The organism is Serratia sp. KG1D (assembly GCF_037150675.1).
In the GTDB taxonomy this organism is placed as follows: Bacteria; Pseudomonadota; Gammaproteobacteria; order Enterobacterales; family Enterobacteriaceae; genus Serratia; species Serratia nematodiphila.
The window spans coordinates 1-26,410 of record NZ_JBAGIH010000001.1; the positions used below are offsets into that span (position 1 = coordinate 1).

The following is a 26,410-nucleotide window of genomic DNA, read 5'->3' on the forward strand; positions in this document are numbered from 1 at the left end:
ATTGATAAGCCCTGAGTTTCGACTCAGGGCTTTTTCATATCTGCATTTTGCGCTTTTCAGACTGGAATTGTTCCTCTTTACCGCCTCGCCTTTCTCCATATTATTGCCTTTAGATCAAAAGTCTTATGCCGAACCAGGCGTTTTTGATCAATAAAAAAGTTGCCATAATCTTCCTCATACCACATCTACCTGTTAATGAGAGAAAACATTATGAGCATCCCTGCATTTGGTTTAGGTACTTTCCGCCTTCAGGATCAGGTTGTTATCGATTCTGTCAGCACTGCACTTGAGCTGGGCTATCGCACTATCGACACCGCGCAGATCTATGAAAATGAAGCGGCTGTTGGCCAGGCTATCGCTGCCAGCGGCGTGAAACGTGAAGACCTGTTCATCACCACCAAGATTTGGATCGCGAATCTGGCGAAAGGCACACTGATCCCAAGCCTGCAAGAAAGCTTGAAAAAACTGCAAACCTCCTACGTTGATCTGACGCTGATCCACTGGCCGTCACCCAACGACGAAGTGCCAGTTGCCGAATTTATGGCTGAGTTGCTGGAAGCGAAAAAGCTGGGGCTGACTCGCCAAATTGGCGTATCTAACTTCACTATCGACTTGATGCAGCAAGCGATTGACGCGATTGGCGCCGATGAAATCGCCACCAACCAAATCGAGCTGTCACCGTTCTTGCAGAACCGCAAGGTGGTAGAATTCGCGCAGCAGCACGGCATCGCCATCACCTCTTACATGACGTTGGCCTATGGCAAAGCACTGCAGGATGAAACGATTAAAAGCATCGCCGCTCGTCACAATGCAACTCCTGCACAGGTTGTCCTGGCTTGGGCATTGAAGCTGGGTTATGCAGTTATTCCTTCCTCGACCAAACGTGAAAACCTGGCGAGCAACCTGTTGGCACAGCAACTGACGCTGACCGACGAAGATATGGCGCAGATCGCCGCACTGGAGTGCAACGGCCGTCTGGTTAGCCCGGAAGGCCTGGCGCCAAACTGGGATTAATCTTTCCTCGCAGTGGTTAGCATAAGGCGTCCATCAGGGCGCCTTTTTTATCGTTTCAGGTATTCACTCACAAAATCAATAAAGCTGCGCAGACGGTTGCTAACGGCGCTGTCGCTGTAATAAACCGCGTTGATCGGCATGGCGACCGGCAGTGTCGCTTCCACCAGAATCGGAACCAAATCTCCACGTTTGATATCTTCGTCGCTCATAAAGTCCGACAGGCAGGCGATACCGTTGCCATGCAGACAGAGATGGCGCTGGGTTTCTCCACTATTAGTGGTCAAGCCGGGAGCGATTTCCAACTGGCTGCCATCTGAACAAGCCAGTGGCCAGCGGTTCAAACTGGGCAGGTCGTTGAAGCCGATGCAGCAGTGATGTGCAAGATCTTCTACCGTTAGCGGCGTGCCGTGCTGCGCCAGATAGGCGGGGGAGGCGAGCACATGCCGGTAGCTGGTCATCAGTTTGCGCGCTTTCAGCGTGGAATCGGTCAGTTCGCCTACGCGGATCGCAATATCCACTTTTCGCTCGATCAAATTGATAAAGTTTTCCGAAGACACCAGCGATAACGACATTTCAGGATAACGTTCGCGGAACTCCGCCACTAAAGGCGTCAGCATGTGCAGCACCACCGGCGTTGCCGCGTCGACGCGCAGCAGGCCTTGCGGGCGTTGACGGCTTTCCATCAGCGCATTTTCTGCCGCGGCCATATCGTTCAGTACCTTCTGCACCTGGCGAAAGTAATTCTCTCCTTCCTGAGTCAGGCTGATTTGGCGCGTGGTGCGGTTGAGCAGCGTAACGCCCAGTTTGCTTTCCAGTTTTTTCACCGTTCGGCTAACCACGGAATTCGCTTGTTCCAGGCGTTCAGCCGCCCGACTGAAACTGCCGCTTTCCACGACGGTGACAAAGGTGATCAGCTCGTCTGAGTTTGCTTTCATTTTTGCTCCAATGGCAAAGTTAATTTGAAATTTTGAGCATTTTTATCATTTAAGCATAGGCCGATAATAGCCGTCATCAACTTGAATGCTATTTCGGAGTAAAAAATGCCACTCGCATTACTTGCCTTAACCATCAGCGCTTTTGCTATCGGCACGACCGAGTTCGTGATTGTCGGGTTGATTCCGACTATCGCGGAGCAGTTGGGAGTGACTGTACCGTCCGCTGGGTTGCTGGTGACTATCTATGCCCTCGGCGTAGCCATTGGCGCGCCGGTGCTGACGGCCCTGACCAGCCGTATACCGCGCAAACTGCTGCTGGTTGGCCTGATGGTGCTGTTCACTCTCGGCAACCTGCTAGCCTGGCAGTCACCCAGTTATGAATCGCTGGTAGTGGCTCGGTTGTTGACCGGCCTGGCGCACGGCGTGTTCTTCTCTATCGGTTCCACTATCGCCACTAGCCTGGTGGCGAAAGAGAAGGCGGCCTCCGCCATCGCCATCATGTTTGGTGGCCTGACGGTGGCGCTGGTGACCGGCGTACCGCTGGGGACGTTCATCGGCCAGCAGTTTGGCTGGCGTGAGACCTTCCTGGCCGTTTCTCTGATTGGCGCTGTCGCCACGCTGGCCAGCATTATTCTGGTGCCGAGCAATATCAAGAACCAGGGCAGCGCCGGCGTGCGGGAACAGCTGAAAGTGCTGACTCATCCTCGTCTGCTGCTGATTTACGCGATTACCGCATTGGGATACGGCGGGGTCTTCACGACCTTTACCTTCCTTGCGCCGATGATGCAGGAACTGGCCGGCTTCTCTGCTCCGACCGTGAGCTGGATACTGTTGGCTTATGGCGTCGCGGTGGCGGTGGGTAACATCTGGGGAGGCAAGCTGGCCGATCGTCATGGGGCCGTGCGTGCGTTGAGCTTTATCTTTGCCGCGCTGGCCGTTTTGTTGCTGGTGTTCCAGTTTACCGCCAGCCACAGTATTGCCGCTTTGCTGACGGTGATTGTGATGGGCGTGTTCGCTTTCGGCAACGTGCCGGGGCTGCAGGTGTATGTGGTGCAGAAAGCCGCGCAATACACGCCAAATGCGGTGGATGTGGCGTCCGGTCTCAACATCGCGGCGTTCAACATCGGCATTGCGCTCGGCTCGGTGATTGGCGGCCAGACTGTTGCCTCACTGGGGCTGGCGCAGACCCCCTGGATTGGCGCGCTGATCGTGGTGGTTGCATTGTTGCTGGTTAGCCTCAGTGGCCGCCTGGATAAAAAGTCTCAGCTGCAAACGGCTTAATTCGTAAAACCCTTGCTGCCTGGCCCGCATTTTGCGGGCCTTTTCGCATTTTTCACCTATTACCCCTCACCTTTACACAGCTATACCGTCAGAAGATTGAAATCGCTGCAGGCGGCCCCTATAACTGAAAAGGTGATGCCCGCAAAAGCCATGCCCTCTATGCAGGGTAGGCGTATAATCAATTCATCGTTGGCGAGTGTTCATCGCCAGTTTTCATGTTAATGGGTAATAGGCGAATCGCGTGCCGAAACGAACTTATGCAATGAGGTATGTTGCAGGTCAGCCAGTTGAGCGAATCTTTCCTGGCGCCGTTAACCAGCCGTTGCCGCCAGGGGCGGCGCTGCCGACGACCGGCGCCTTGCGCGTTATGGTGTGGAATATTTTCAAACAGCAGCGAGCCGACTGGCTTTCGGTGCTGAAGAACCATGGCAAAGACGCGCAGCTGGTATTGTTGCAAGAGGCGCAAACCACGCCAGAGTTGGTGAGCTATGCTACCGCCAACTATCTGGCGGCCGATCAGGTGCCGGCCTTTGTGCTACCGCAGCACCCTTCCGGCGTGATGACGCTGGCGGCCGCTCATCCTGTTTACTGTTGCCCGCTGCGCGAGCGAGAGCCGCTGCTGCGGCTGTCCAAGTCGGCCCTGATCACCGTTTATCCGCTGTACAACGGCGAGCTGTTGATGGTGGTGAACATCCATGCGGTGAACTTTAGCCTGGGCGTCGACGTCTACAGCAAGCAGTTGGGGCCGATAGGCGAACAGATCGCCAGTCACCGGGGGCCGGTGATCATGGCCGGGGACTTCAACGCCTGGAGCCGCAAGCGCATCAATGCGCTGTATGACTTCGCCGGAGAGATGGCGCTGCGCGAGGTGAGTTTCACCGACGACCATCGCCGCAAGGCCTTCGGTCGTCCACTGGATTTCGTATTTTACCGCAATCTGGGGGTGGTGGAGGCGTCGGTGCTGGTGACCAGCGCGTCGGATCACAACCCGCTGTTGGTGGAGTTTCATCCGGAGAAAGACTCGCCGGTATGGTGAATCGCAGCTAATAAAAAAGCACCCCGAAGGGTGCTTTTTTTGTGCCGAACATTTAAGTATCCGGCGTTAGCTTGTTGCCGACAAACAGGGTCAGCTTCAGACCTGGCTGCAGGTTGCCTTTGGCGAGCGTTGAATTCCAACGCATCACGTCGTTAATATCGACGCCGTGACGACGTGCGATACTGGCGAGCGAATCACCTTTACGAACCTGGTAGGTGATACTGCTGTTACTGCCAGTATTGCTGGCCACTTGCAGGGTTTGCCCAACTTTTATGGCGCTCTTGGCGCGTAAGTTGTTCCAACTCTGCAAATCGCTGGTCTTAACGTTCAGCCGTTTGGCAATGCCCGATAAGGTGTCGCCGGAGCGCACTTTATACGAACTGCCACCGGTCAAACCGCTGTTCTTCGCCAACTGCGTCGTTGGCTGAGTCACGGCGATCTGGCCATCGGCCAGCGAGTCTTTCAGTTGCTCGGCATGTCCTTTGGGAACCATGATGTAATGGGGCCCGTTGGGTGCCGTAACGCCTTTTTTGTAGCCTGGGTTATACGCTTTCATCTTGGTGACTGAAAGCCCAGCCATCTCAGCCGCCTGAGTCAGCTGGATCTGCTGTCCGACATCGATACGCGCCAGCGCACGGGTTTCATCCGTTTTCGGGAGTTTCACGCCGTACTTCTTGCTGTTCTTGATGATGTCGCTCAGCGCCAGCATTTTCGGGACATAGATTGACGTTTCACGCGGAAGCGACAATGCCCAGAAATTGGTTGGCTTACCCTGGCGTTTGTTTGCCTTCACCGCTTGCATCACGCGGCCTTCACCACTGTTATAGGCGGCTACGGTCAGTAACCAGTCGCCGTTAAACATGCGGTTCAAGCGCTGCATCATGTTAAGCGCAGCGGTTGTCGAGGCGACGACATCGCGTCGGCCGTCATACCACTGATTGTTTTTCAAACCATAATTGCGACCCGTTTGCGGCACGATTTGCCATAGCCCTGCGGCGTTGGCACTTGACGTGGCGTGTGGGTCAAAAGCGCTCTCCACTATGGGTAGCAGTACCAGTTCCATCGGCATATTACGTTTCTTAATCTGCCCGACTATCCAGTACATGTACGGCTCTGCCCGTAATGTTACATCGTGGAGATAGCTCTTACTTTTTAAGTACTTTCTTTTCTGATCACGGATCCGGGAATTTTCCGGAACCTCCATCTTCAGCTCGTCGCTAATGAAGTTCCACAGGTCCTGTTGCGCGGCGGGACTGTTGTTATCCAACCACCGCGCCGAGCTCGCTCGGCCATTTGCTGTGTACTCTCCTGCTTCACCATCTTGACCAGCCGAAGACAAACTCTGTGCATGCTGTTCTGGCGCCGGTGCGTCCTGCCTGGACGACTGGCAACCCACTAGCAAGACCGAGGCGAGAAATATCGCTTTAGCCTTCATGTGTGTGTCAATGTAGTTGCTTAAAAGACGAGCAATAATACTTTGCTTCGCCAAATAACACAACTAAAAGCTTAGAAGTTATCTTTCCGCAGGCGTAATTCGGAAAAAACTGAATGAAGGCTTTTTGGTGGTGAATTAAAGCCTAATTTCTTTTGTAAATCAGTGTCATGGCAACGTAAAAATAGGTTAATTTTGCGCTCTAATTGCAATGTGGTCGGCACGCTGGCTTGGCCTTTTGCCCTTAACGCTTCAACATGTTGTTGATATGTTTCAATCTCTCGATCTTCCGGCAAAATAGCCCGCGCAAACTTAAGATTTGAAAGAGTATATTCATGCGCGCAGCAAATTAAGGTGTTATCGGGAAGTTGCGCGAGTTGTTGAAATGAGTCGTACATTTGTTTGGCGGTGCCTTCAAACAGCCTGCCGCAGCCGGCGGAGAAAATGGTGTCGCCGCAGAACAGATAAGGGGCACTATAGAATGCCACATGGCCCAGCGTATGGCCGGGAACGGCGATAGTCCTGTATTGGCGGCCATCGATATCAAAGGTGTCGCCGTCATGGACGATGTGGTTGGCGCCTTTGTCCGCGGTTTCCTGCGGCCCATAGACGGCCAGGCCAGGGTACTGTGCGACAATCTGCGCCACGCCACCGACGTGATCGTGGTGGTGGTGGGTCAGCAGGATCGCCGACGGCGCCAGTTGCAGGCGCTGCAGCGCCTCGAGCACCGGCCGCGCTTCACCCGGATCGACGATAATGCAGCGCCCCTGCCGGTCATCCAATAACCAAATGTAATTGTCCTGGAAGGCGGGAATGCTGATAAGATTCATGGTGTACCTCTCGTTGGCAACGGCTTGAAAGAAGATAATAAATCATGAAACCAGCCCATACTCTACAAAAGCTCACCGGCCCGCAGTCCTGGGCTGAGCTGCCGTGGGGGGAGTATTATCGTGAAGCGCTCGAGCGGCAGTTGCAACCCTGGTGGCCCAAGCTGTTCGGTTTCCATCTGTTGAAGATGGGCATGCTCAGCGCCGAGCTAGCCACGGATAAATGCGCAATCTCCCATCAGGTTAACGTAGGGCTGGAGGGGGAGGGGCTGCAGGTGGTCGCCGACGCTTATCAACTGCCGTTTGCCGCCAAGTCGGTAGATGCCTGCCTGTTGGCGCATACGCTGTCCTATGCGGACGATCCGCACCGCATGCTGCGTGAGGTGGACAGGGTGTTGATCGACGACGGCTGGTTGGTCATCAGCAGTTTCAATCCGTTCAGCCTGCTGGGGTTGGGCAAGCTGGCGCCCGGGTTGCGTCGTCGCCAGCCCTATGTCAGCCGCATGTTTACCCAGATGCGGCTGCTGGATTGGCTCAGCCTGCTGAATTACGAGGTGTTGCACCAGGCGCGTTTTCACGTACTGCCGTGGCACCGCAAGGGCGGCAAATTTTTATGCACCCATTTGCCGGCGCTGGGCTGCATGAGCGTGATTGTGGCGCGTAAGCGCACCTTGCCGCTGACGCCTACGCCGATGAAACTGGGGGCGAGAAAGCCGTCTCTCAGCCGCGCGGTGGGCGCGACCAAGAGCTATCGCAAGCTGCCTTAGGCTTCCGGTTGGTAACCGACGTCTTCCTGCGTCGGTTTACCGGCCGCTTCGCGCGCCAGCACGTCACAACGTTCGTTCTCCGGATGGCCGGCGTGGCCCTTGACCCATTCCCATTTCACCTCGTGGCGCTGAATGGCCTGATCCAGCCGCTGCCACAGATCGACATTTTTGACCGGTTTTTTGTCGGCGGTTTTCCAACCGCGTTTCTTCCAGTTATGGATCCAACTGGTGATGCCCTGGCGCACGTACTGGCTGTCGGTGCTGAGCGTCACGGCGCAGGGCAAGGTCAGCGCTTCCAGCGCCACGATCGCCGCCATCATTTCCATGCGGTTATTGGTGGTCAGACGGAATCCTTCGCTGAAGGTTTTTTCCGTCTGCTTATAGCGCAGTATCGCGCCGTAGCCACCGGGGCCGGGGTTGCCAAGGCAGGAGCCGTCGGTGAAAATTTCTACCTGTTTGAGCATCTCTGGTAGACTCTTCCTATCAGTTTTATAAAAGCCAAGTCTGACATAAACGAGCGCTGTGAGCACTGCAATATGATCTCTACAACCACCAGACAGATTGTCCTCGATACCGAAACTACCGGTATGAACAAGCTTGGGGTGCACTACGAAGGGCACCGCATCATCGAAATCGGTGCGGTGGAGGTGATTAACCGCCGCCTGACCGGGCGCAACTTCCACGTATACATCAAGCCGGATCGGCTGGTGGATCCGGAAGCCTACGGCGTACACGGCATCAGCGACGACTTCCTGGCCGACAAGCCGACCTTCGATCAGGTTGCCGAGGAATTCCTCGACTTTATCCGCGGCGGCGAGCTGGTGATCCATAACGCGGCGTTCGATATCGGCTTTATGGATCACGAATTCCGCATGTTGCAGCAGGGCATCCCGAAGACCGAGACCTTCTGCACCATCACCGACAGCCTGTTGATGGCGCGTCGCCTGTTCCCGGGCAAGCGCAACAACCTCGATGCCTTGTGCAGCCGTTATGAGATAGACAACAGCAAGCGTACGCTGCACGGCGCATTGCTCGATGCCGAGATCCTGGCGGAAGTTTATCTGGCGATGACCGGCGGTCAGACCTCGATAGCGTTCCAGATGGAGGGGGATACCCAGCAAAATGACGCCGCGCAAGAAATACAGCGCATTGTCCGCCCGGCGACGGCGATGAAAGTGGTCTACGCCAGCGACGAAGAAGTGAAGGCGCATGAGGCGCGTCTGGATCTGGTGGCGAAGAAGGGCGGTAGCTGCCTGTGGCGCGGAGCGCCGGCGGAATAACGGCGTTTTTGCGTGAAAAAACCTCACCGGATGAATCTTCGTTGAAAAACTGTGCAAACGGTTCATTTGCGGAGAAAAAGGCGTTGACGGAACCGAGAGGCGTCCGTAATATGCGCCTCGTTCCCCCGCAAGAGGGAATGGCGCGGAGCGGTAGTTCAGTTGGTTAGAATACCTGCCTGTCACGCAGGGGGTCGCGGGTTCGAGCCCCGTCCGTTCCGCCACTATTCAGAAGCCCTGAGTTAGCGATAACTCAGGGCTTCGTCGTTTCCGTTCTCTGAAAAACGGCGCGGCCCAATGAACGGGGCCGGCAGACCGGCCCCTTATTCTCAGAATAACACCGAATAGTTCAAGCCGAAGGTGCGTCCGCGGCCTTTATAGCTGTACAGCTCAGGCGATCCGTAGGTCGGGCTGTACAGGATCGGCGCGCGTTGGCCCCAAACGGTGGTGTATTCCTTGTCCAGCAAGTTTTCCACGCTGAAGCTGATTTTCCCTACCGGCAGGGTATAGCTGCCGAGGAAATCGAGGGTGTTGTAGCCATCGATTTTGCGGCCCTGGGTGGAATTGGCCTTGGTGTAATCGCCATCGTCCGACACGTCGAAGGTTTGCTGCGACTGTAAACGCAGATTCCAGTCGCCCGGCGCCCAGCCGACATAAGCGGTGACTTTCGATGGGCTGGCGGTATCGACCACCAGCTTCTTCCATTCGCCGTTGACCTTGGTTTCGGAGCGGATAACGTTGAAGTTGGTGCCGGCGCTCCAGTCGCTGTCTTCAAAGAAGTAGTCCACCGCCCCTTCCAGTCCATAGATGCGCCGCTTATCCGCATTGACGTTAATGGTCATGTCGGTTTTGTTGATGGCGATGCTCTTGTCGGACAGCGAGTAGTAGGCGGCGATTTGCGTGCGCAGGTTATCGCCGGTATAGCGCCAGCCCAGCTCGTAGGCATTGACCTTGATGCCTTCCAGCTTGGAGTCGCCGACGTTGACACTCTTCAGCAACTGGTAATGTCCGCCGTTCAACGCGTAGGTGCCGTTACCGTAATATTTGCCCGGATCCGGGATCTCAAAGCCCTGAGAGAAGTTGAACCAGGTTTGCTGGCGCTCGGTCAGGTGCGCCAGCAGGCCGGCATTGAACAGCGCGTTGTTGTAGTCGGTTTTCCCGCCCGGTATAGCGTCGGCGGACGTCGCGGCGCCGGTGGCGATTGCCTGCTGCTGGTTATAACCGACGAAGTCATCAATCTTGTTTTCGGTGTACTGATAACGCACGCCGCCGCTCAGGGTGAAGATCGGGTTGATGTCGTAGCTGGCCTGCAGGAACGACGCCAGGTTGCTGGTGGTATAGCTCGGGTAGCGGCCGGTGCTGTAAGCGTTCTCCAGCGTCATGCCGCCCGACTGCTGAGCCTTCGCCAGGTTGAAGAACTGCTGGTTGGCGTTGAAGCTTTCATGCTCGGCGTCAATGCCGTAAGTCAGCGTCAGTGCGTCGACAGGTTTGCTGTTTAACGTCAGCTTGCCACCGTAGAAATCGGTTTTTTGCTGCGAAGCGCCAATGCTGCTGACGTAATAGTTCGGCGCTTTGCCCGCCAGCGTCGGGAACGGGTAGAAGGTCAACGTTTCGTCGCGGTAGTAGACCTGCGCCACCAAATCCTGGCCGAGGAAATCAGTGTTGGAATACTGCAGGTTGATGAGATGTCGTTCGGTGCCGGGGACGCGATCGGAGTTTAAGTTACCGCTGTTATATGCCTTGGCATTGCCGGTCACCGCCGCAAAGTTCTCTCCCAGGAACAGGCCGTGATCGCCGTCGGATTGGCTTTTGTAGTATTGGGTGGTCAGCTGCAGCTGTTGATGATCGTCGATGTTGAGGGTGCCGGTGCCCATCACGTCGAGGCGATCGGAATACTGCAGGCCGGTTTGGGTATTGTCGATCAATACCTCATTGCCTTTGCCGTCATACCAGCCGCCATAGCGCTGGTAAGAAACGGACAGGCGCCCAGAGGCATTGTCGTTGCCGCCGCTGACCGCCGCCGCCACGTTCTCGTCGTGATCGTTATGGCCGCCAAAGCCGGTTTTACCGCCGACCTGCAACTCGACCTGCTGTTCCTGTTGTCCTTTTTTGGTGACGATATTGATCAGGCCGCCGGTGCTGCCGCCGCCGTACAGCGAGGTCGCGCCGGAAATCACCTCGATATGATCGATATTGAACGGATCGATCGAATCCAACTGGCGGCTGTCGCTGCGCGATGAATTCAGGCGCACGCCGTCAATCATCACCATCATCGAGCGGCCGCGCATATTCATGCCATAGTTGGTGCGGCCCTGGCCGCTGACGTCCATGCCGGGGATCAGCTGCGCCAACATGTCCTTGATCTCTTTGCCGCCCTGAACCTGCTGTTCGATCTCCTGGCTTTCGATCACCCAGGTGGTCTGCGCCATTTCCGCCGTGCTGCGGTGTGAACGGCTGGCGGAGACCACCATCTGCTCTTCGGCGCCGGCTTTCTGATCTTCTGCCCAAGCCGTTGGCGCAAGCATCGCCAGCAGACAAGGATTCAAAACCCAAAGGTGTTTGCGTTTCATCGTTATTTATTTCCCAGGTGATATTGTTATTGCGTTATTTTTTGAGAATGATTCTTTTATCAATAACGTTTCTTGTTATCAATAAAATCATGATATGATTTTTTGCGATACATTAACGTAATTAATTAGTTTTATTAACATTTTACCCGCTGCGCGATCGAGCAACCCACGCCGTCAACACGGCAGCCGATCGGCCATACGTTCAAGCGACAGCCGTTGCCGGAGAATCGAGAACATGTCCGCCAGCTACAGAATTTTTGATATCACCTTGAAAAGCAAAACGCTGATTTCACCTTCGCTGGTGCGCTGCGTGTTTGAAGGTGCGGATATTCATCGGATGAAGTTGGAAGCGCCGGATCAGCGCATCAAACTGCTGTTCCCGGCGGCGGACGGCCAGATCCCGCAGTTGGCCAATAGCCCGGACTGGTATGGCGATTACATGGCGATCCCCAAAGAGCGACGCCCGGTGATGCGCACTTATACGCTGCGTGCGCTGCGCCGTGAGCAGAATCAGATGGACGTCGAGTTCGTGCTGCATGGCGTGAACGGCCCGGCCTCCGCCTGGGCGACTCACGCCGAGCCGGGTGATGCCATCCAGACCGTCGCCCCCAACGCTGACTTCGACGGCGACAGCGGCGGCTACGAATGGGCGCCGCCGGCGCAGTTGCAGCAGGCGCTGTTGATCGCCGATGAAACGGCCGTGCCGGCGGCGATGGGCATTCTGGAGCAATTGGCGCAGCAGACCAATCCGCCGCGCGTGCAGGCGTTCTTCGAAGTGCCGCAGGCGGGGGATTGCCTGGATTTGACCCGCTTCCCGTTCGCCGAGGTTTACTGGCTGCCGCGCGATGTGGGCCGCCAGTTGGCGCACGGCACGTTGCTGGTGGAAGCGGTGCGCCAGCGGGTGGATATTCCCGCTTCGGCGTGCGCGCAAGCGCAGTCTCTGGCGGAAAGCAGCCTGAGCGATGAGGTGTTGTGGGAGCGGGCGGCGGGCGGCAACGCTTTCTATGCCTGGGTGGCGGCCGAGTCTTCGGCGGTGAAAACCCTGCGCCGTTATCTGATCGGCGAACGCGATCTGGACCGCGCTACCGTTAACTTTATGGCCTACTGGTGCTGAGTCGGCCGCTGTCGCCGCGCGACTGCATCATGGGTTCTACCGCCTGGAGCCCTGTGAAGGCTAAGGCGCGTCGAGCAGGCTGACGTGCGCCGCTACGATGCGCCAGCCACAGGGCAGTTTGACCCAGGTTTGCATTTGCCGCCCCCTGCGATTGCTGCCCGGCCGATGAAATTCCGTGCTGGCCACCGCCATATCTTCACCAAAAGTCGTGATTTGGGTGTTTTCCAACAGCCGCTCCAGTCCGTTGGCCGGGCGCCGTTGACGAAAATCGCGGATCTCGTCGATACCGTAGAGGCTTTCGGTGGCGCCATAGCGCACCGTGCGCGCGTCGTGCCAGAACAACTCGTCCAGCACATCGATGTCATTGCTGATTAACGCCTGCTCATAGCGGTAAAAGGCGGCGTTGACCTCCGCCAGCACCGCCGGCCGATCGATATGTTCATTGTTCATTGATTACTCCTGTTTGCAGACGCAAGTGGCGATGCCGGCGCATTCCAGCGCATAGGCGGCGCGCAGCGCCAAATCTTCGCGCCACGGCGGGGCGATCAGTTGCAGGCCGATCGGCAGACCGGATGCGCTTTTCAAAGGAACCGTCACGACCGGCAGGCCAAGGAAGGAAATCGGCTGCGTCAGCAGGCCCATACTGGCGCGGATCGGCAGATCGACGCCGTTGATGCGCATCGTTTCCTGGCCGATCGGCGTGGCGCTGCATGGCGTCGCCGGGGCGATCAAAATGTCCCAGTGCTTGAACAGCGGCGCGGCTTGCCGGCGAAACGCGTGACGAAAGCGCTGTGCCTGCAAATACCAGGTGGCGGGGAGCATGGCGCCGGCCAGCAGTCGTTCTCGCGACAGTGGCTCGAAGCGTTCGGGTTGGCTGCGCAACTGCGGCAGATAGCGATGGCCGCCCTCTGAGGCGCTGAGGATAAAGGCCGCCGATCGAGCCAGCTCGGCCTGCGGCAGCTCGACTTCGGCGCTGGCTGCCAGCGCTTGCGCCACCTGGTTGACTGCGGCTTTGGCGTCATCATTGCACCATTGCAGGAAATAGCCGCCTAACACGGCGCAGCGCAGGTTCTGGCTGCCCTGCGTCAGCAACGTTTCGGTGCGGGTAATCGGCCGATCGCTCTGGAACGGATCTCCGGCGTCGATGCCCTGCATCGCGTCATACACCGTCGCGAGATCGTGCACCCGGCGGGCGAACGGGCCGATGTGATCCAGGCTGTCGACAAACGGCTGGCTGCCGCTGCGCGAAAGACGGCCGAAGGTCGGTTTCAGACCATAAATGCCGCACAGCGAGGCGGGCACGCGTATTGAGCCATTGGTGTCGCTGCCGAGCGAAAAGGTCACCAGGCCGGCAGCCACCGCTGCGGCCGAGCCGCCCGAAGAGCCGCCGGCGATGCGTCCGAGGTCATGCGGGTTTCGGGTGGCGCCGTAATGGCTGTTCTCGGTGGTGAAACCGTAGGCGTAAGCGTCCATGTTCAACATGCCGCAAAGCAACGCGCCTTGATCCGCCAGCCGGGAGACGCCCCAGGCGTCGCGGCCGGCCGGTGGCCGCTCGCTGAACAAGCGGGCGCCGGCCAGCGTGGTTTCACCGGCGACGTCGAACAGGTTTTTTACCGCATAGGGAATGCCGGCCAAAGCGGGCAGCGTTTGCCCAAGCGCGCGCGAACGGTCGAGGCGATCGGCTTCTTTTTGCATGCGTTCCCGGGTGATGTGCGTAAAGGCGTTCAGCGCGGGATTCTGACGGTCGATGTGATCGAGCGTATGCCGGACGATCTCGCGCGCCGAGAGCGCGCCGCGTTCAAGGGCCGTACGGATCTCGGCGAGCGACAGGGCGCTTAAGGGGTTCATGGGCGATATACCCCTGCGATTTCCTGGCGCGGATCCAGCGGTAAGGCCATCAGCGGTTCGGCCAGCGCGGCGATGCGTTCGATCTGTTTCAACAGTTCCCGGCGGCGGACATCGTCCAGTTCAACGGCCAGCACGGTTTCCATCTGGTGGATATAGGCCGCCCAATCGACGGCGTGTTGATTGTTCATAAGCGATCCCGATAAACAAGAGAGTCAGAAGCCGGCGGCGCTGCCGTTGCTTCGTGGATCGAAAGCGCCTTCGAACATGCCGTTGGTGTGGCGTACGATGGCGCCGGCATGGCCGACCGTTTCGCTGAACGCCGGCAGCAGTTCAACGGCGTGGCCGCGCTGTCGCAGATAGTCGAGGGTCGCCGCGTTAAAGCGCCCCTCAAGCTTCAACGAGTCCGAACTTTCTCCCCAGGTTCGCCCCAGCAGCCAGCGCGGCGCGCTGATCGCCTGCTGCAGCGGCAGCCCTTGCACCACATGCCGCACGAATAACGCCGCTTGAGTCTGTGGCTGGCCGTCACCGCCCATCGAGCCGTAGATCAGCGTGCGTCCGTCATACAGCCGGGCGGCGGCCGGGTTCAGCGTATGAAACGGCTGCTTGCCCGGCGCCAGCGCCAGCAGATGATCGGCGTCCAGGCTGAAAGAGGCGCCGCGGTTTTGCCACAGGACGCCGCTGTTCGGCAGAACCACGCCGCTGCCGAATTCGTGGTAGATGCTCTGAATGAAGGAGACCGCCAGCCCGCTGCTGTCCATCACCCCCATCCAGACCGTATCGCCGGGGCCTTTGCCCTGGCCCCAGTCGGCCGCTTTTTGGCCGTCGATGCGTCCGGCCAGCCTATCCAAATGGTCGGCCGCCAGCAGCGCCTGCGGATCCTGCGTCATGTGGCGCGGATCGGTGATGAAACGGTCGCGCAGATCGAACGCCAGCTTGGTGGCCTCGACCACGGCGTGCACCACGGCGCCTTCGCTCTGTCCGACCAGCGGCAGGCGGTCGGTCAGCCCGAGGATGGCAAGCGACACCAGCCCTTGGGTCGGGGGAGCCAGATTGAATATTTCACCTTTTTGGTGTTCCAGGCGCAGCGGAGGACGGCGGCATGGCCGATAACTCGCCAGATCCTGAGCGGTAAGCGGCATGCCCAACATCGCCATGTCCGCCGCCATGCTTTCAGCCAGCGGGCCGCGATAAAAACTGTCGAGCCCGTCCTCACTCAGTGCGATCAGCGTATCGGCCAGCTGCGGTTGGCAGAATCGTTGGCCGGCAAGCGGGATCTTTCCCTGCGGCAGGTAAATGCGGGCGAAGGGGGCGAACTCCTCCAGCTCGTGGCGTTTGCTGCGCGTCGCCGCCTCTTGGGAGGCGGTGACCGGAATGCCGTCGGCGGCGTAGCGTATGGCGTCGGCGAGCAGCCGCGACAGCGGCAGCGGCGTTTCGCCCAGTTCGGCCGAATAGGCCAACGCCTCCTGCCAGCCGCCGACGGTGCCGGCCACGGTCAACGCCGCTTTTGGGCCGCGCTGCGGGATGCGGCTTTCTCCGGCGTACAGCGCCGGCGTCGCCAGCGAGCCGGCGGCGCCGCTGGCGTCGATGGTCAGCGGCTCGCCCTGCGGCGGCACGATCAGCCAGAAACCGTCACCGCCGATGCCGTTCATGTGCGGATAGACCACGGCGATGGTCGCGGCGGCGGCCACCATCGCCTCAATGGCGTTGCCGCCTTCGCGCAGCACCGCCAGCGCGCTTTCGCTGGCGAGATGGTGTGGCGTGACCGCCATGCCCTGTGGCGCGGTATTGCTGTTAATCATGTTTCTGCCCTTGTCTGAGGTGAGCGTTTGGATAACAGAAGCAAGAGGCGTTCCACTTTTAATCAGGACGATTAATTGCTTGTCAGTGAGGGGCCGGGGCGTGCTATGTTCCGGTGAAACAAAAGTTACAGCGAGAGTGATGATGCAGCCCTTCGATGAACGCCTGCGCAACGAATATCCGCAATTGGCGCCGCAGGAACAGCGCGTCGCCGACTTTATCCTCGATCATTTCGATGACCTGATCAGTTACAACAGCGCCGAGCTGGCGCGCTTGAGCGGGGTTTCTAAAGCCACGGTCAGCAGGCTGTTCAAGCGGTTGGGGTATCGCAGCTACAAGGACATGCGCGCTGAGCTGCGCACCCTGCGCCAGAGCGGCATGCCGGTGACCGACGAGAGGCATGCGGTGCAGGGCAATACGCTGCTGGCGCGGCATTACAAGCAGGAAATGGCTAACCTCTCGCACTGGGTGAGCCATCTCGATGTGGAGCAATTCGGCGCGGTGATCGCCGCGCTGGCGCGGGCGCGGCGGGTCGCGCTGCTGGGATTTCGCAACAGCTATCCGATAGCCATGCATCTGCGTCAGCAGCTGATGCAGGTGCGGGAGCGGGTGCTGCTGATGCCGCAGCCCGGCCAGACGCTGGCGGAGGAGCTGGTCGATCTCGCGCCGCAGGATATGGCGGTGGTGGTGGCGTTTCGGCGCCGGCCGCGTCAGCTCAAGGCGATACTGACGCAGCTGCAAACTCGCCGGGTGCCGACGCTGTTGATCTGCGAACCGCAGGCGCAGGCGCTGATCCCGCTGGCGGACTGGCATTTGGCCGCCTCGCTGGACAGCGTCTCCGCCTTCGACAGCTATTCAGCCGCCATGAGCTTATGTAACCTGCTCAGCAACGCCCTGCTGCATGAGATGTTGGAGCAGGGGCGATCGCGTATTCATCATATTGCCGGTCTGTATCAGGATTTGGACGAACTGGAACCGCGCTAACCGGCGCTTTTTTGGTGCTGATGCACATTTTTGGTGCAGCTCTGGCCTGCCTGCCTTCCCTTTCTCCGTCGCCGGCCCGCTGAGGCCGGCAGGTTTTTTCTCGTTAATCAGCGCCAGTTAAGGCATGGGTTCGACGTATTTTCGATTGGCACATTAGTTGCAGAGGTTGTGGTGTAAGAATCTTTTGTTTCATCTTTTCACCATCGGGGATACGCTATGAACATCAAAAAAACGCTGTGGACGGTTTTCACCGGGATCGCCTTGCTGGCGCAGGCCGCGCCGACCAAGGCGGATCAATTGCAGGAGATCCGGCAGCGCGGCGTCCTGCGCGTGGCGGTGCCGCAGGATTTCCCGCCATTCGGCTCGGTGGGCACCGATCTGCAGCCCCAGGGTTATGACATCGATATGGCGCGTTATCTGGCCGATAAGATGAAACTTAAGTTGCAGTTGGTGCCGGTCACCAGCGCCAACCGGGTGCCTTATCTGCAGACCAATAAAGTGGATCTGGTGATCTCCAGCCTGGGCAAAAATCCGGAGCGTGAAAAGACCATCGCCTTCAGCCGCGCCTATGCGCCGTTCTTCCTGGGGGTCTTTGGTCCGAAAGACGGCGCGTTGGCGAACATGGCGCAGCTCGATGGCAAGACCGTCGGCGTCACGCGCGGCGCGGTGGAGGATATGGTGCTGAGCGACGGCGCGCCTAAAGGGGCGCAGATCAAGCGTTATGAGGATAACAACACGACGCTGTCGGCCTATCTCTCCGGGCAGGTGCAGTACATCGCCACCGGTAACATGGTGGTGAGCGCCCTTGCGCGCCAGAATCCGGGCAAGGCGCCGGCCGCCCAGTTCATGTTGAAAGATTCGCCGTGCTTCGTGGGGTTGCGCCAGGGAGAACCGGCCTTGAAAGCCACAGTGGATGCGCTGATTGGACAGGCGCTGGCGGACAAGACGCTGAATGGCCTGTCGGAGAAATGGTTGAAGGCGCCGCTGCCCGATGGTTTTGGCGCATAACGGGAGCGGCGGATGACCTATCAGCTGAATTTCTCCGCGCTCTGGCCCTACATGCCTGAGCTGTTGGCGGGGTTACTGACGACGATGGCGCTGACGGCGCTGGCGACGTTGATGGGGGTTGCGTTGGGCATTTGCGGCGCGGCGATCCGCAGCGGCCGGGCCGGCGCGCTGAGCCGCCTCTGGGGCGTTTACGTCGAAGTGGTGCGCAACACGCCGTTCGTCGTGCAGTTGTTCTTCATCGTGTTCGGCCTGCCGAGCCTGGGCTGGAAACTGACGGCCGGGCAGGCGGCGCTGCTGGCGATGGTGATCAACCTTGGCGCCTACAGCACCGAAATTATTCGCGCCGGCATTCAGGTCACGCCGAAGGGGCAGTGGGAAGCGGGACGCGTGTTGGGGCTCAGCCGCAGCCAGACCTTTTTACGCATCGTACTGCCGCCGTCGCTGCAGCGTATTTATCCGGCGTTGGTGAGCCAGTGCATCATCGTGATGCTGGGATCCTCGGTGGTGTCGCAGGTCTCGTTCGAAGAGCTGACCTTCGCCGCCAACCTGATCCAGTCGCGCACCTTCCTCAGCTTTGAAGTCTATCTGGTGACGGCGCTGCTTTATCTGTTGTTGTCGCTGTTGATGCGTCAACTGTTGCTGGCCGCCGGGCGGCGTTTTTTAGGGAGCCGAAACTGATGCTGACGTTTACCGATTGGGACATCGTGCGCAATCTGCTGTTGGCGGCTCGCTGGACGCTGCTGCTGTCGTTGACGGCGTTCTTCGGCGGCACGCTGGTGGCGCTGCCGCTGGTGTTGATGCGCCTGAGCAAGCGCCGCTGGGCAATGCGTTTTGTCCGCGTTTACGCGGAACTGTTTCAGGGCACGCCGCTGCTGATGCAGCTGTTTTTAGCGTTTTTCGGTCTGGCGCTGTTCGGCGTCGACGTCAGCCCATGGACCGCGGCCGCGCTGGCGCTGACGCTATTCACCAGCGCTTTTCTGGTGGATATCTGGTCCGGCAGCATCGCCGCCTTGCCGAAAGGTCAGTGGGAGGCAGCCCGTTGTCTCGGGCTGAGTTTCGCGCAGACGCTGATGCGCGTCATCACGCCGCAGGCGGTGCGTATCGCCATTGCGCCGACCGTCGGTTTCTCGGTTCAGGTGATCAAGGGCACCGCCTTGGCGTCGATCATTGGCTTCGTCGAGCTGACCAAGGCCGGCACCATGCTGAACAATGTGACTTATCAGCCCTTCAAGGTGTTTGGTCTGGTCGCGTTGGGCTATTTCCTGATGTGCTATCCCTTGTCGCGTTACAGCCATTATCTGGAGAAGAAATGCCATGCCGATCATCACCATTAATCAGGTTCAAAAATATTACGGTCAGAATCATGTGTTGAAGGGCGTGGATCTGGATATCGACATGGGACAGGTGGTCTCGATCATCGGCCGCAGCGGGTCTGGTAAAAGCACGCTATTGCGCTGTATCAACGGGCTGGAAGGGTATCAGGAAGGGAGCATCAAACTGGGCGGCATGACCATCACCGAACGCGATTCGCAGGCGCGTGAAATCAGCCGCTCGATTGGCATGGTGTTTCAGAACTTTAACCTGTTCCCGCATATGACGGCGCTGGAAAACGTGATGCTGGCGCCGCGCCGGGTGCTGAAAAAAAGCGCTGCCGAGTGCCGCGAGTTGGCCGAACAGATGCTGAACAAGGTGGGATTGGGTGAGCGCATGCATTACGCGCCGGCCAACCTTTCCGGCGGGCAACAGCAGCGGGTGGCGATCGCTCGGGCGCTGGCGATGAAACCGAAGGTGTTGCTGTGCGATGAGATCACCTCGGCGCTGGATCCCGAGCTGGTGGGTGAAGTCCTGAAGGTGCTGGAACAGTTGGCGCGAGAGGGCATGACGCTGATTCTGGTCACTCATGAAATGAGCTTCGCCCGCGAGGTGGGCGACCGGGTGGTATTCATGCACCAGGGCAAGGTGTGGGAGCAGGGAAATAGCCGCACGCTGTTCGCCAATCCGCAAACGCAGGAATTGAAACAGTTTATCGCTTCTGTGCGCGGGTTGTCAGAAGCCTGATCTCGGCAAATAAAATGACAAGTTATTAAGCTGGTAAGGAAATAACATGCTAACTACTCCGCAGTTCGAACAGATTAACCCGCCGGCGCGCCTGTTGATGGGGCCGGGGCCGATCAACGCCGATCCGCGCGTGCTGCGCGCCATGTCGAGCCAACTGATCGGCCAGTACGATCCGGCAATGACCGGTTACATGAATCAGGTCATGGCGCTGTATCGCGCGCTGTTCCGCACCGAAAACCGCTGGACGATGCTGGTGGACGGCACCTCGCGCGCCGGCATCGAGGCGCTGCTGGTTTCTGCCATTCGTCCGGGCGATAAGGTGCTGGTGCCGGTATTCGGCCGCTTCGGACATCTGCTGTGCGAAATTGCCCGCCGTTGTCGCGCCGAGGTACACACGATCGACGCGCCGTGGGGCGAGGTGTTCAGCGCCGATCGCATCGAAGACGCGATTAAGCGGGTGCGCCCGCGTCTGCTGCTGACGGTGCAGGGCGACACGTCCACCACCATGCTGCAGCCGCTGCATGAGCTGGGCGATATCTGTCGCCGCCACGGCGTGCTGTTCTATACCGATGCGACGGCGTCCTTTGGCGGCAACCCGCTGGAGACCGACGCCTGGGGGCTGGATGCGGTCTCCGCCGGGCTGCAGAAGTGCCTGGGCGGCCCTTCCGGCAGTTCGCCGGTCACCCTCAGCCCGCAGTTTGAAGAGATCGTGCGTCGTCGCAAATGCGTGGAGGAGGGGATCCGCACCGCCGAACATGCCGACGGCGACGACGAGATGATCTACTCCAACTATTTCGACCTCGGCATGATCATGGATTATTGGGGGCCGGAACGCCTGAATCACCATACCGAAGCCACCAGCATGTTGTTCGCGGCGCGAGAATGCGCGCGGGTGATCCTCGAGGAAGGGCTGGATCAGGCCATTGCCCGCCACCGGCTGCATGGCGCGGCGATGCTGGCGGGCATCCAAGGCATGGGGCTGGCGGTGTTCGGCGATCTCGAGCACCGCATGAATAACGTGCTCGGCGTGATGATCCCGCCGCAGGTGCACGGCGAGCAGGTGCGGCAGATGATGCTGAACGATTTCGCCATCGAAATCGGCACCTCGTTCGGCCCGCTGCAGGGCAAGATCTGGCGCATCGGCACCATGGGCTACAACGCGCGCAAAGATTGCGTGCTGCAAACGCTGGCGGCGCTGGAGGCGGTGTTGAACCGGTTGGGCTTCGCCACGCAACAGGGGGAGGCCCTCCAGGCGGCCTGGAAGCTGTACGATGCAGGACGGCCAGAATGACGCCGCAGGAGGCGCAGCAGGCCGCCGCGCGGGTGATGGCGCGCTGTGACGAGCTGGCGGCGATCAGCGCGGAGCCCGGTAAACTGACGCGTCTTTATTTGTCTGCGGAACATCGGCGCGCCAACGTTCTGGTGGGCGAATGGATGCGCGAGAGCGGCATGCGGGTGTGGCAAGACAGCGTCGGCAATATCTGTGGCCGTTATGAAGGGCTAACGCCCGGCGCCCCCGCGCTGCTGCTCGGTTCGCATCTGGACACGGTGCGCAACGCCGGGCGTTATGACGGCATGCTCGGCGTGCTCACGGCGCTGGAAACGGTGGCGCAATACCACCGCCAGGGGCGCCGTTTGCCGCTGGCGCTGGAGGTGATCGGCTTTGCCGACGAAGAGGGCGCTCGCTTTGGCGTGACGTTGCTGGGCAGCCGCGGCTTGACCGGCCAATGGCCGCAGGAATGGCTGGCGCAGACTGACGCGGATGGGGTGAGCATCGCGCAGGCCATGCGCGACTTTGGGCTGGAGCCGACGGCGATCGCGCAGGCGCGCCGCGCGCCGCAGGAAATCCGCGCTTATCTGGAATTGCATATCGAACAAGGCCCATGTCTGGAGGCGGCCGACCTGGCGCTGGGCGTGGTGACGGCGATCAACGGCGCACGTCGGCTTAACTGTGTCTTTAGCGGGGATGCGGGGCATGCCGGTACGGTGCCGATGGGGCAGCGCAAAGACGCGCTGGCGGCCGCGGCGGAATGGATAACGGCGGTTGAAACGTTGACCCGCGACGCCGATCCGCATCTGGTGGCCACCGTCGGCTGCATCGAGAGCCTGCCGGGCGCGGCCAATGTGATCCCGGGCGAAGTGCGATTGACGCTCGACGTGCGCGGCCCGCAGGATGCGCCGCTGGCGGCGCTGTTGGAGATGTTGCTGGCGCAGGCGCAGACGATCTGCGCACGCCGCGGAGCGCGCTTCGCCAGCGAGGAGTTTTACCGCATTGACGCCACCGCCTGCGATAGCGATCTGCAGCGCCGCTGGCAGGCGGCCGTCGAGCAGGTACAGGGGCAGAGTCTGGCGCTGCCGAGCGGCGCCGGTCATGACGCCATCGCCGTGGCGGCGCAATGGCCGGTCGGCATGCTGTTCGTGCGTTGCGCCGGCGGCGTCAGCCATCATCCGGCTGAAGCGGTGCGGCAGGCGGACGTAGCGCTGGCGATCCAGGCCTATTGCCTGACGATCGCCGGCTGGGACCGCGTTTAATCAGTCAAGACGCAGAAAACTGTCGGCATCGCGCCAGGCCGGGAAGGCGCTGCGGTAACTTTGCAGGTTTTCCAGCGAGAGTTCGGCGTCCAGCCGCGCGGCCGCGCCGGGCTCGGCATCCGCCAGGATCTCGCCCTGCGGGCTGATGATCAGGCTGTCTCCGCTGTAGTTCAGGCCGTTAGGGTCTTCGCCCACCCGGTTGCAGCCCGCCACATACACCTGATTTTCAATCGCCCGCGCCGCCAGCAGCGTTTGCCAATGGCGGCTGCGCGGCGCCGGCCAGTTGGCGACGTACAGCGCCAGATCGTAATCCTGCTGATAGCGCGCCCAGACCGGGAAGCGCAGGTCGTAGCAGATCTGCGGCAGGATGCGCCAGCCGCGCCACTCGAAGATTTCACGCCGGTTGCCGGCCTGGTAGTGCAGGTGTTCGCCGGCCATGCGGAACAGATGGCGTTTGTCATAGGCATGCACCTGGCCGCCCGGCTCCACCAGCAGGAAGCGATTGACCGCGCCTTCGGCGGTTTTCAGCGCCACGCTGCCGCCGATCAACGCGTGGCTTTTCACCGCCCAGCCGTGCAGCCAGTCGATCACCTGCTGTTCGGGCAGGGCGCTCTCGCCGGCATCCATGGCAAAACCGGTGGTGAACATTTCCGGCAAGACGATGAGATCGCGCCCGACGATCGGCGCCAGCAACGCGTCGAAGGCGGCCAGGTTAGCGAGGCCGTCGCGCCAGACCAGCGGTTGCTGCAACAGGGTAATTTTTAAAGTCGACATAACCGCTCCGCAGCTGCATCCAGCGTGGCGTCCTGTTTAGCGAAGCACAGCCGGATCAATTTATGAGGGAAAGGATCGGCACAGAAGACCGACAGCGGAATGGCCGCCACGCCCACGTGCTCAGTTAACCAATGGCAGAACGCCACATCGTCCAGATCGGAGATGGCGCTGTAGTCCGCCAGCAAGAAGTATGTACCGGCGCAGGGTAAAATTTCCAGTCGGCTGCTCGCCAGCGCCTGCACAAAGCGATCGCGCTTGGCGCGATAGAACGCCGGCAGCTGTCGCCAGTGCTCCGGTTCGGTGCGCAGGCTATCCGCCAGCGCCAACTGCGCCGGAGTATTGACCGAAAAGGTCAGGTATTGATGCACCTTGCGCACCTCGGCGCTCAGCGCGGCGGGCGCCACGCAGTAACCCACTTTCCAGCCGGTCATGTGGAAGGTTTTGCCGAAAGAGGAGACCGCGATCGCGCGTTGGCGCAGCTGCGGGTGGGCCAACACGCTGGCGTGGCCGCCTTTGGCGAAGCAGATATGTTCGTAAACCTCGTCGCTGAGTACGTAGATTTCGCGTTCGGCGATGGCGTGCCACAGCTGCTGCATGTCTTCCGCCTGCCAGGCGGTGGCGGACGGGTTGTGCGGCGTGTTGACGATCACCAGGCGGGTGCGCGGCGACAGCGCGGCGGCGAACCGTTGCCAATCCACGGCAAACGCGGGCGGCTGCAGGGCGAGGCGTTTGAGTACGCCGCCGGCCAGCGTCACCGCCGGCGCGTAGCTGTCGTAGCTCGGATCGAAACAGACCACCTCATCGCCGGGGCGCACCAGTGCCGTGATGGCGGCGAACAGCGCTTCGGTAGCGCCGGCGGTGACGGTCACTTCGGCGGTGGCGTCCGGCTGCCAGCCATACAGCTCGGCAGTTTTGTCGGCGATGGCTTCGCGCAGCGCCGCCACGCCGGTCATCGGTGCATACTGGTTGGCGCCCTGGGCGACATGCCAGGCCAGGCGTGCTTTCAGGTAGTCCGGCCCGTCGAAATCGGGGAAGCCCTGCGACAGGTTGATCGCCTGATGCTGCTGCGCCAGCGCGCTCATCTGGGTGAAGATGGTGGTGCCCAGGGCAGGCAGTTTACTTTCGGGAATCAATGCGGAAGTGCTCATAGCAGGTGAATACTCCAGGCGCTTATATTGCCGTCAATATAACACGATGCTAGTATTTGGCAATCAAGACGCTTAGATGGCTAAATGAGAAAAAGTGCTTAGCCTGTCGCGCAGCCGGCTAAGCCTCACCTGCTGACCGCTATACCGAACGGGAAACGATAACAATGACGGAGAATCCGCAACTTACCGCATTACTGGCGGTCTGCCACTGGATTGGCGACAAAGGCTGGTGTCCGGCGACCGGCGGCAACATGTCGTTGCGCCTCGACGAACGCCAGTGCCTGGTCACCGAATCCGGCAAAGACAAAGGCAGCCTGAGCGCCGCCGATTTTCTGCGGGTGGATATTGCTGACAATCACGTGCCGAGCGGCCGTACGCCATCGGCGGAAACCGGGCTGCATACGCTGCTCTATCGCTTGTACCCGCACCTTGGCGCGGTGCTGCATACCCATTCCGTCAACGCCACCGTGTTGTCGCGGGTGGAACGCGGCGATGCGTTGGTGCTGCAGGGGTACGAAATGCAAAAGTCGCTCGCTGGCCAGCGCAGCCACCTGGACAGCGTGGCGATTCCCATTTTCGATAACGATCAGGACATCCCCCGGCTGGCGGCGCGCGTGGCGGCCTATGCCGAGGTCACGCCGCTGCAGTACGGTTTTCTGGTGCGCGGCCACGGTCTCTATTGCTGGGGAAGCCAGGTGGCGGAAGCCCGCCGCCATCTCGAAGGGCTGGAATTCCTGTTCCAGTGTGAACTGCAACGTCGTTTGCTGGAGGCGAAATGATCCGCGCTATCGTGACCGATATTGAAGGCACCACCAGCGATATTCGCTTCGTGCATCAGGTGCTGTTTCCCTATGCCCGTGAACGGCTGGCGGATTTTGTTCGCCGTCACGCCACGGAGAGCGAAGTCGCCGCGCCGCTGGCGGCGCTGCGCGCTGAAATTGACCAGCCACAGGCGGATCTCGACGCGCTGATCGCCGCGCTGTACCGCTTTATGGATGAAGACCGCAAATCCACCGCGCTCAAGGCGTTGCAGGGCATCATCTGGCGTAGCGGCTATCGCGAAGGGGATTTCCGCGGGCATCTGTACCCGGAGGTCGCGGGGCAGCTGGCCGCCTGGCAGCGTCAGGGGCTGCAGCTTTACGTCTATTCCTCCGGTTCGGTGGAGGCGCAGAAGCTGCTGTTCGGCCACAGCGACGCCGGCGATCTGCAGCCGCTGTTTAGCGGCTATTTCGACACGCACGTCGGCGCCAAGCGTGAAACCGCGTCGTACCGCAACATTGCGCAGGCTATCGGCATCGCGCCCGACGAACTGCTGTTCCTGTCCGATATCCACCAGGAGCTGGACGCGGCGCAGGCCGCCGGCTGGCATACCTGCCAGCTGATCCGCGATGAGGCGGACGCACAAAGCCGGCATCCACAGGTCAGCCGTTTTGATCACATCGATTTAGGGGAGTTTGTCTCATGAGTGGATTGACCATTTTCAGTGATACAGCGCCGCCGCAGCCGCTGTGGCAGAGCCGCGACGCGCAGGAAATCCAGCGCCAGCTGGCGCAGATCGGCGTGCGCTTTGAGCGTTGGCAGGCGGATCGCGAGCTGGGCGACAATCCGCAGCCGGAGGCGGTGATCGCCGCCTACCAGCATGAGATCGACCGGCTGGTGGCGGAAAAGGGCTACCAGAGCTGGGACGTGATCAGCATGCGACCGGACCACGAACAGCGCCAGGCGCTGCGTGAAAAATTCCTGTCCGAACATACGCACGGCGAAGATGAAGTGCGCTTTTTCGTTGAAGGGGCGGGGCTGTTTTGCCTGCATCTGGACGGCAAGATCTTCCAGATCCTGTGCGAAAAGAACGATCTGATCTCAGTGCCGGCCAACACCCGCCACTGGTTCGATATGGGCTCGGCGCCGCACTTTACCGCGATCCGGGTGTTCGACAACCCGGAAGGCTGGGTGGCGCATTTCACCGGCGACAAGATCGCCGATGCCTATCCGCGTCTGGACTGATCGT

The 26,410-nt window shown here is 59.8% G+C and carries 27 protein-coding genes and 1 tRNA gene; 17 read left to right on the forward strand and 11 right to left on the reverse strand.

Going from position 1 to position 26,410, the window contains the following annotated elements:
- The first annotated feature begins 210 nt into the window (after positions 1 to 210).
- Complete coding sequence (gene dkgB, locus WFM45_RS00005; protein ID WP_015376713.1) at positions 211 to 1,014, forward strand: 2,5-didehydrogluconate reductase DkgB; 804 nt, start codon at positions 211 to 213, stop codon at positions 1,012 to 1,014.
- A 47-nt stretch (positions 1,015 to 1,061) separates the two neighbouring features.
- Here the strand turns inward: dkgB and yafC are convergent, their stop codons facing one another.
- Positions 1,062 to 1,949: a DNA-binding transcriptional regulator YafC gene (gene yafC / locus WFM45_RS00010; RefSeq protein WP_048326822.1), complete on the reverse strand. Its 888-nt coding sequence runs from the start codon at positions 1,947 to 1,949 to the stop codon at positions 1,062 to 1,064.
- Positions 1,950 to 2,054: 105 nt separating this feature from the next.
- Between yafC and WFM45_RS00015 the strand changes: the two genes are divergently transcribed.
- Both WFM45_RS00015 and WFM45_RS00020 read left to right on the forward strand, forming a co-directional pair.
- Complete coding sequence (locus WFM45_RS00015; protein ID WP_004930185.1) at positions 2,055 to 3,230, forward strand: MFS transporter; 1,176 nt, start codon at positions 2,055 to 2,057, stop codon at positions 3,228 to 3,230.
- 241 nt (positions 3,231 to 3,471) lie between these two features.
- Positions 3,472 to 4,266, forward strand: coding sequence for an endonuclease/exonuclease/phosphatase family protein (locus tag WFM45_RS00020; RefSeq protein WP_025160092.1), 795 nt, complete (start codon positions 3,472 to 3,474; stop codon positions 4,264 to 4,266).
- Positions 4,267 to 4,318: 52 nt separating this feature from the next.
- Here the strand turns inward: WFM45_RS00020 and mltD are convergent, their stop codons facing one another.
- Positions 4,319 to 5,701 (reverse strand): murein transglycosylase D, encoded by a 1,383-nt coding sequence (gene mltD, locus WFM45_RS00025; protein WP_004930188.1) that lies wholly within the window; start codon positions 5,699 to 5,701, stop codon positions 4,319 to 4,321.
- A gap of 71 nt (positions 5,702 to 5,772) precedes the next feature.
- Positions 5,773 to 6,528: a hydroxyacylglutathione hydrolase gene (gene gloB, locus WFM45_RS00030; RefSeq protein ID WP_082997618.1), complete on the reverse strand. Its 756-nt coding sequence runs from the start codon at positions 6,526 to 6,528 to the stop codon at positions 5,773 to 5,775.
- Positions 6,529 to 6,572: 44 nt separating this feature from the next.
- Between gloB and WFM45_RS00035 the strand changes: the two genes are divergently transcribed.
- Positions 6,573 to 7,292, forward strand: coding sequence for a class I SAM-dependent methyltransferase (locus WFM45_RS00035; protein ID WP_004930191.1), 720 nt, complete (start codon positions 6,573 to 6,575; stop codon positions 7,290 to 7,292).
- Here WFM45_RS00035 and rnhA read toward each other — a convergent pair.
- A complete protein-coding gene (gene rnhA / locus WFM45_RS00040) occupies positions 7,289 to 7,756 on the reverse strand; it encodes a ribonuclease HI (RefSeq protein ID WP_336953967.1) in 468 nt (155 codons plus the stop codon). The genes WFM45_RS00035 and rnhA overlap by 4 nt on opposite strands.
- Positions 7,757 to 7,828: 72 nt before the next feature.
- On the opposite strand from rnhA, the gene dnaQ reads away from it, so the two are divergent.
- Positions 7,829 to 8,572 carry a DNA polymerase III subunit epsilon gene (gene dnaQ, locus WFM45_RS00045; protein ID WP_004930195.1) on the forward strand — a complete coding sequence of 248 codons (744 nt, stop codon included), beginning with the start codon at positions 7,829 to 7,831 and terminating at the stop codon, positions 8,570 to 8,572.
- A 144-nt stretch (positions 8,573 to 8,716) separates the two neighbouring features.
- A tRNA-Asp gene (locus tag WFM45_RS00050) sits at positions 8,717 to 8,793 on the forward strand.
- Positions 8,794 to 8,898: 105 nt separating this feature from the next.
- On the opposite strand, the gene WFM45_RS00055 is transcribed toward WFM45_RS00050, so the two are convergent.
- On the reverse strand, positions 8,899 to 11,139 hold the full coding sequence (locus WFM45_RS00055) for a TonB-dependent siderophore receptor (RefSeq protein ID WP_336953970.1): 2,241 nt from the start codon (positions 11,137 to 11,139) through the stop codon (positions 8,899 to 8,901).
- Positions 11,140 to 11,374: 235 nt separating this feature from the next.
- Between WFM45_RS00055 and WFM45_RS00060 the strand changes: the two genes are divergently transcribed.
- Positions 11,375 to 12,253 (forward strand): siderophore-interacting protein, encoded by an 879-nt coding sequence (locus tag WFM45_RS00060; RefSeq protein WP_004930199.1) that lies wholly within the window; start codon positions 11,375 to 11,377, stop codon positions 12,251 to 12,253.
- Between the two features lie 60 nt (positions 12,254 to 12,313).
- Here the strand turns inward: WFM45_RS00060 and hpxZ are convergent, their stop codons facing one another.
- The 4 genes from hpxZ to WFM45_RS00080 are packed head-to-tail and all read right to left on the reverse strand — an operon-like array spanning position 12,314 to position 15,900.
- On the reverse strand, positions 12,314 to 12,703 hold the full coding sequence (gene hpxZ / locus WFM45_RS00065; RefSeq protein ID WP_033634117.1) for an oxalurate catabolism protein HpxZ: 390 nt from the start codon (positions 12,701 to 12,703) through the stop codon (positions 12,314 to 12,316).
- A 3-nt stretch (positions 12,704 to 12,706) separates the two neighbouring features.
- Positions 12,707 to 14,101: an AtzE family amidohydrolase gene (locus tag WFM45_RS00070; protein ID WP_049277497.1), complete on the reverse strand. Its 1,395-nt coding sequence runs from the start codon at positions 14,099 to 14,101 to the stop codon at positions 12,707 to 12,709.
- Complete coding sequence (gene hpxX / locus WFM45_RS00075; protein WP_311265708.1) at positions 14,098 to 14,289, reverse strand: oxalurate catabolism protein HpxX; 192 nt, start codon at positions 14,287 to 14,289, stop codon at positions 14,098 to 14,100. The genes WFM45_RS00070 and hpxX overlap by 4 nt, the downstream gene beginning before the upstream one ends.
- Before the next feature lie 24 nt (positions 14,290 to 14,313).
- A complete protein-coding gene (locus WFM45_RS00080; protein ID WP_033634114.1) occupies positions 14,314 to 15,900 on the reverse strand; it encodes a gamma-glutamyltransferase family protein in 1,587 nt (528 codons plus the stop codon).
- A gap of 142 nt (positions 15,901 to 16,042) precedes the next feature.
- Between WFM45_RS00080 and WFM45_RS00085 the strand changes: the two genes are divergently transcribed.
- From WFM45_RS00085 to hpxK, 7 genes are all read left to right on the forward strand, one after another.
- On the forward strand, positions 16,043 to 16,882 hold the full coding sequence (locus WFM45_RS00085; protein ID WP_033634154.1) for a MurR/RpiR family transcriptional regulator: 840 nt from the start codon (positions 16,043 to 16,045) through the stop codon (positions 16,880 to 16,882).
- Between the two features lie 216 nt (positions 16,883 to 17,098).
- Positions 17,099 to 17,890: a transporter substrate-binding domain-containing protein gene (locus WFM45_RS00090; RefSeq protein ID WP_164123926.1), complete on the forward strand. Its 792-nt coding sequence runs from the start codon at positions 17,099 to 17,101 to the stop codon at positions 17,888 to 17,890.
- A gap of 12 nt (positions 17,891 to 17,902) precedes the next feature.
- Positions 17,903 to 18,568, forward strand: coding sequence for an amino acid ABC transporter permease (locus WFM45_RS00095; RefSeq protein ID WP_033634112.1), 666 nt, complete (start codon positions 17,903 to 17,905; stop codon positions 18,566 to 18,568).
- Entirely contained in the window at positions 18,568 to 19,224 is a 657-nt protein-coding gene (locus tag WFM45_RS00100) for an amino acid ABC transporter permease (protein WP_033634111.1), read from the forward strand. Before WFM45_RS00095 ends, WFM45_RS00100 begins: the two co-directional genes overlap by 1 nt.
- Entirely contained in the window at positions 19,205 to 19,948 is a 744-nt protein-coding gene (locus WFM45_RS00105; protein ID WP_033634110.1) for an amino acid ABC transporter ATP-binding protein, read from the forward strand. The genes WFM45_RS00100 and WFM45_RS00105 overlap by 20 nt, the downstream gene beginning before the upstream one ends.
- Positions 19,949 to 19,994: 46 nt before the next feature.
- Positions 19,995 to 21,239, forward strand: a complete 1,245-nt coding sequence (locus tag WFM45_RS00110; protein ID WP_033634109.1) for a pyridoxal-phosphate-dependent aminotransferase family protein — start codon at positions 19,995 to 19,997, stop codon at positions 21,237 to 21,239.
- Positions 21,236 to 22,480 carry an allantoate amidohydrolase gene (gene hpxK / locus WFM45_RS00115; protein WP_049277495.1) on the forward strand — a complete coding sequence of 415 codons (1,245 nt, stop codon included), beginning with the start codon at positions 21,236 to 21,238 and terminating at the stop codon, positions 22,478 to 22,480. Before WFM45_RS00110 ends, hpxK begins: the two co-directional genes overlap by 4 nt.
- Here the strand turns inward: hpxK and WFM45_RS00120 are convergent, their stop codons facing one another.
- Both WFM45_RS00120 and WFM45_RS00125 read right to left on the reverse strand, forming a co-directional pair.
- Entirely contained in the window at positions 22,481 to 23,254 is a 774-nt protein-coding gene (locus tag WFM45_RS00120) for an amidohydrolase (RefSeq protein WP_033634107.1), read from the reverse strand.
- Entirely contained in the window at positions 23,242 to 24,402 is a 1,161-nt protein-coding gene (locus WFM45_RS00125; RefSeq protein ID WP_048326838.1) for a pyridoxal phosphate-dependent aminotransferase, read from the reverse strand. Before WFM45_RS00125 ends, WFM45_RS00120 begins: the two co-directional genes overlap by 13 nt.
- Positions 24,403 to 24,566: 164 nt before the next feature.
- Between WFM45_RS00125 and WFM45_RS00130 the strand changes: the two genes are divergently transcribed.
- The 3 genes from WFM45_RS00130 to WFM45_RS00140 are packed head-to-tail and all read left to right on the forward strand — an operon-like array spanning position 24,567 to position 26,406.
- On the forward strand, positions 24,567 to 25,181 hold the full coding sequence (locus tag WFM45_RS00130) for a methylthioribulose 1-phosphate dehydratase (protein ID WP_033634104.1): 615 nt from the start codon (positions 24,567 to 24,569) through the stop codon (positions 25,179 to 25,181).
- Positions 25,178 to 25,867, forward strand: coding sequence for an acireductone synthase (gene mtnC / locus WFM45_RS00135; protein ID WP_021505012.1), 690 nt, complete (start codon positions 25,178 to 25,180; stop codon positions 25,865 to 25,867). The genes WFM45_RS00130 and mtnC overlap by 4 nt, the downstream gene beginning before the upstream one ends.
- A complete protein-coding gene (locus WFM45_RS00140; protein WP_318160720.1) occupies positions 25,864 to 26,406 on the forward strand; it encodes a 1,2-dihydroxy-3-keto-5-methylthiopentene dioxygenase in 543 nt (180 codons plus the stop codon). Before mtnC ends, WFM45_RS00140 begins: the two co-directional genes overlap by 4 nt.
- The last annotated feature ends 4 nt before the right edge of the window (positions 26,407 to 26,410 follow it).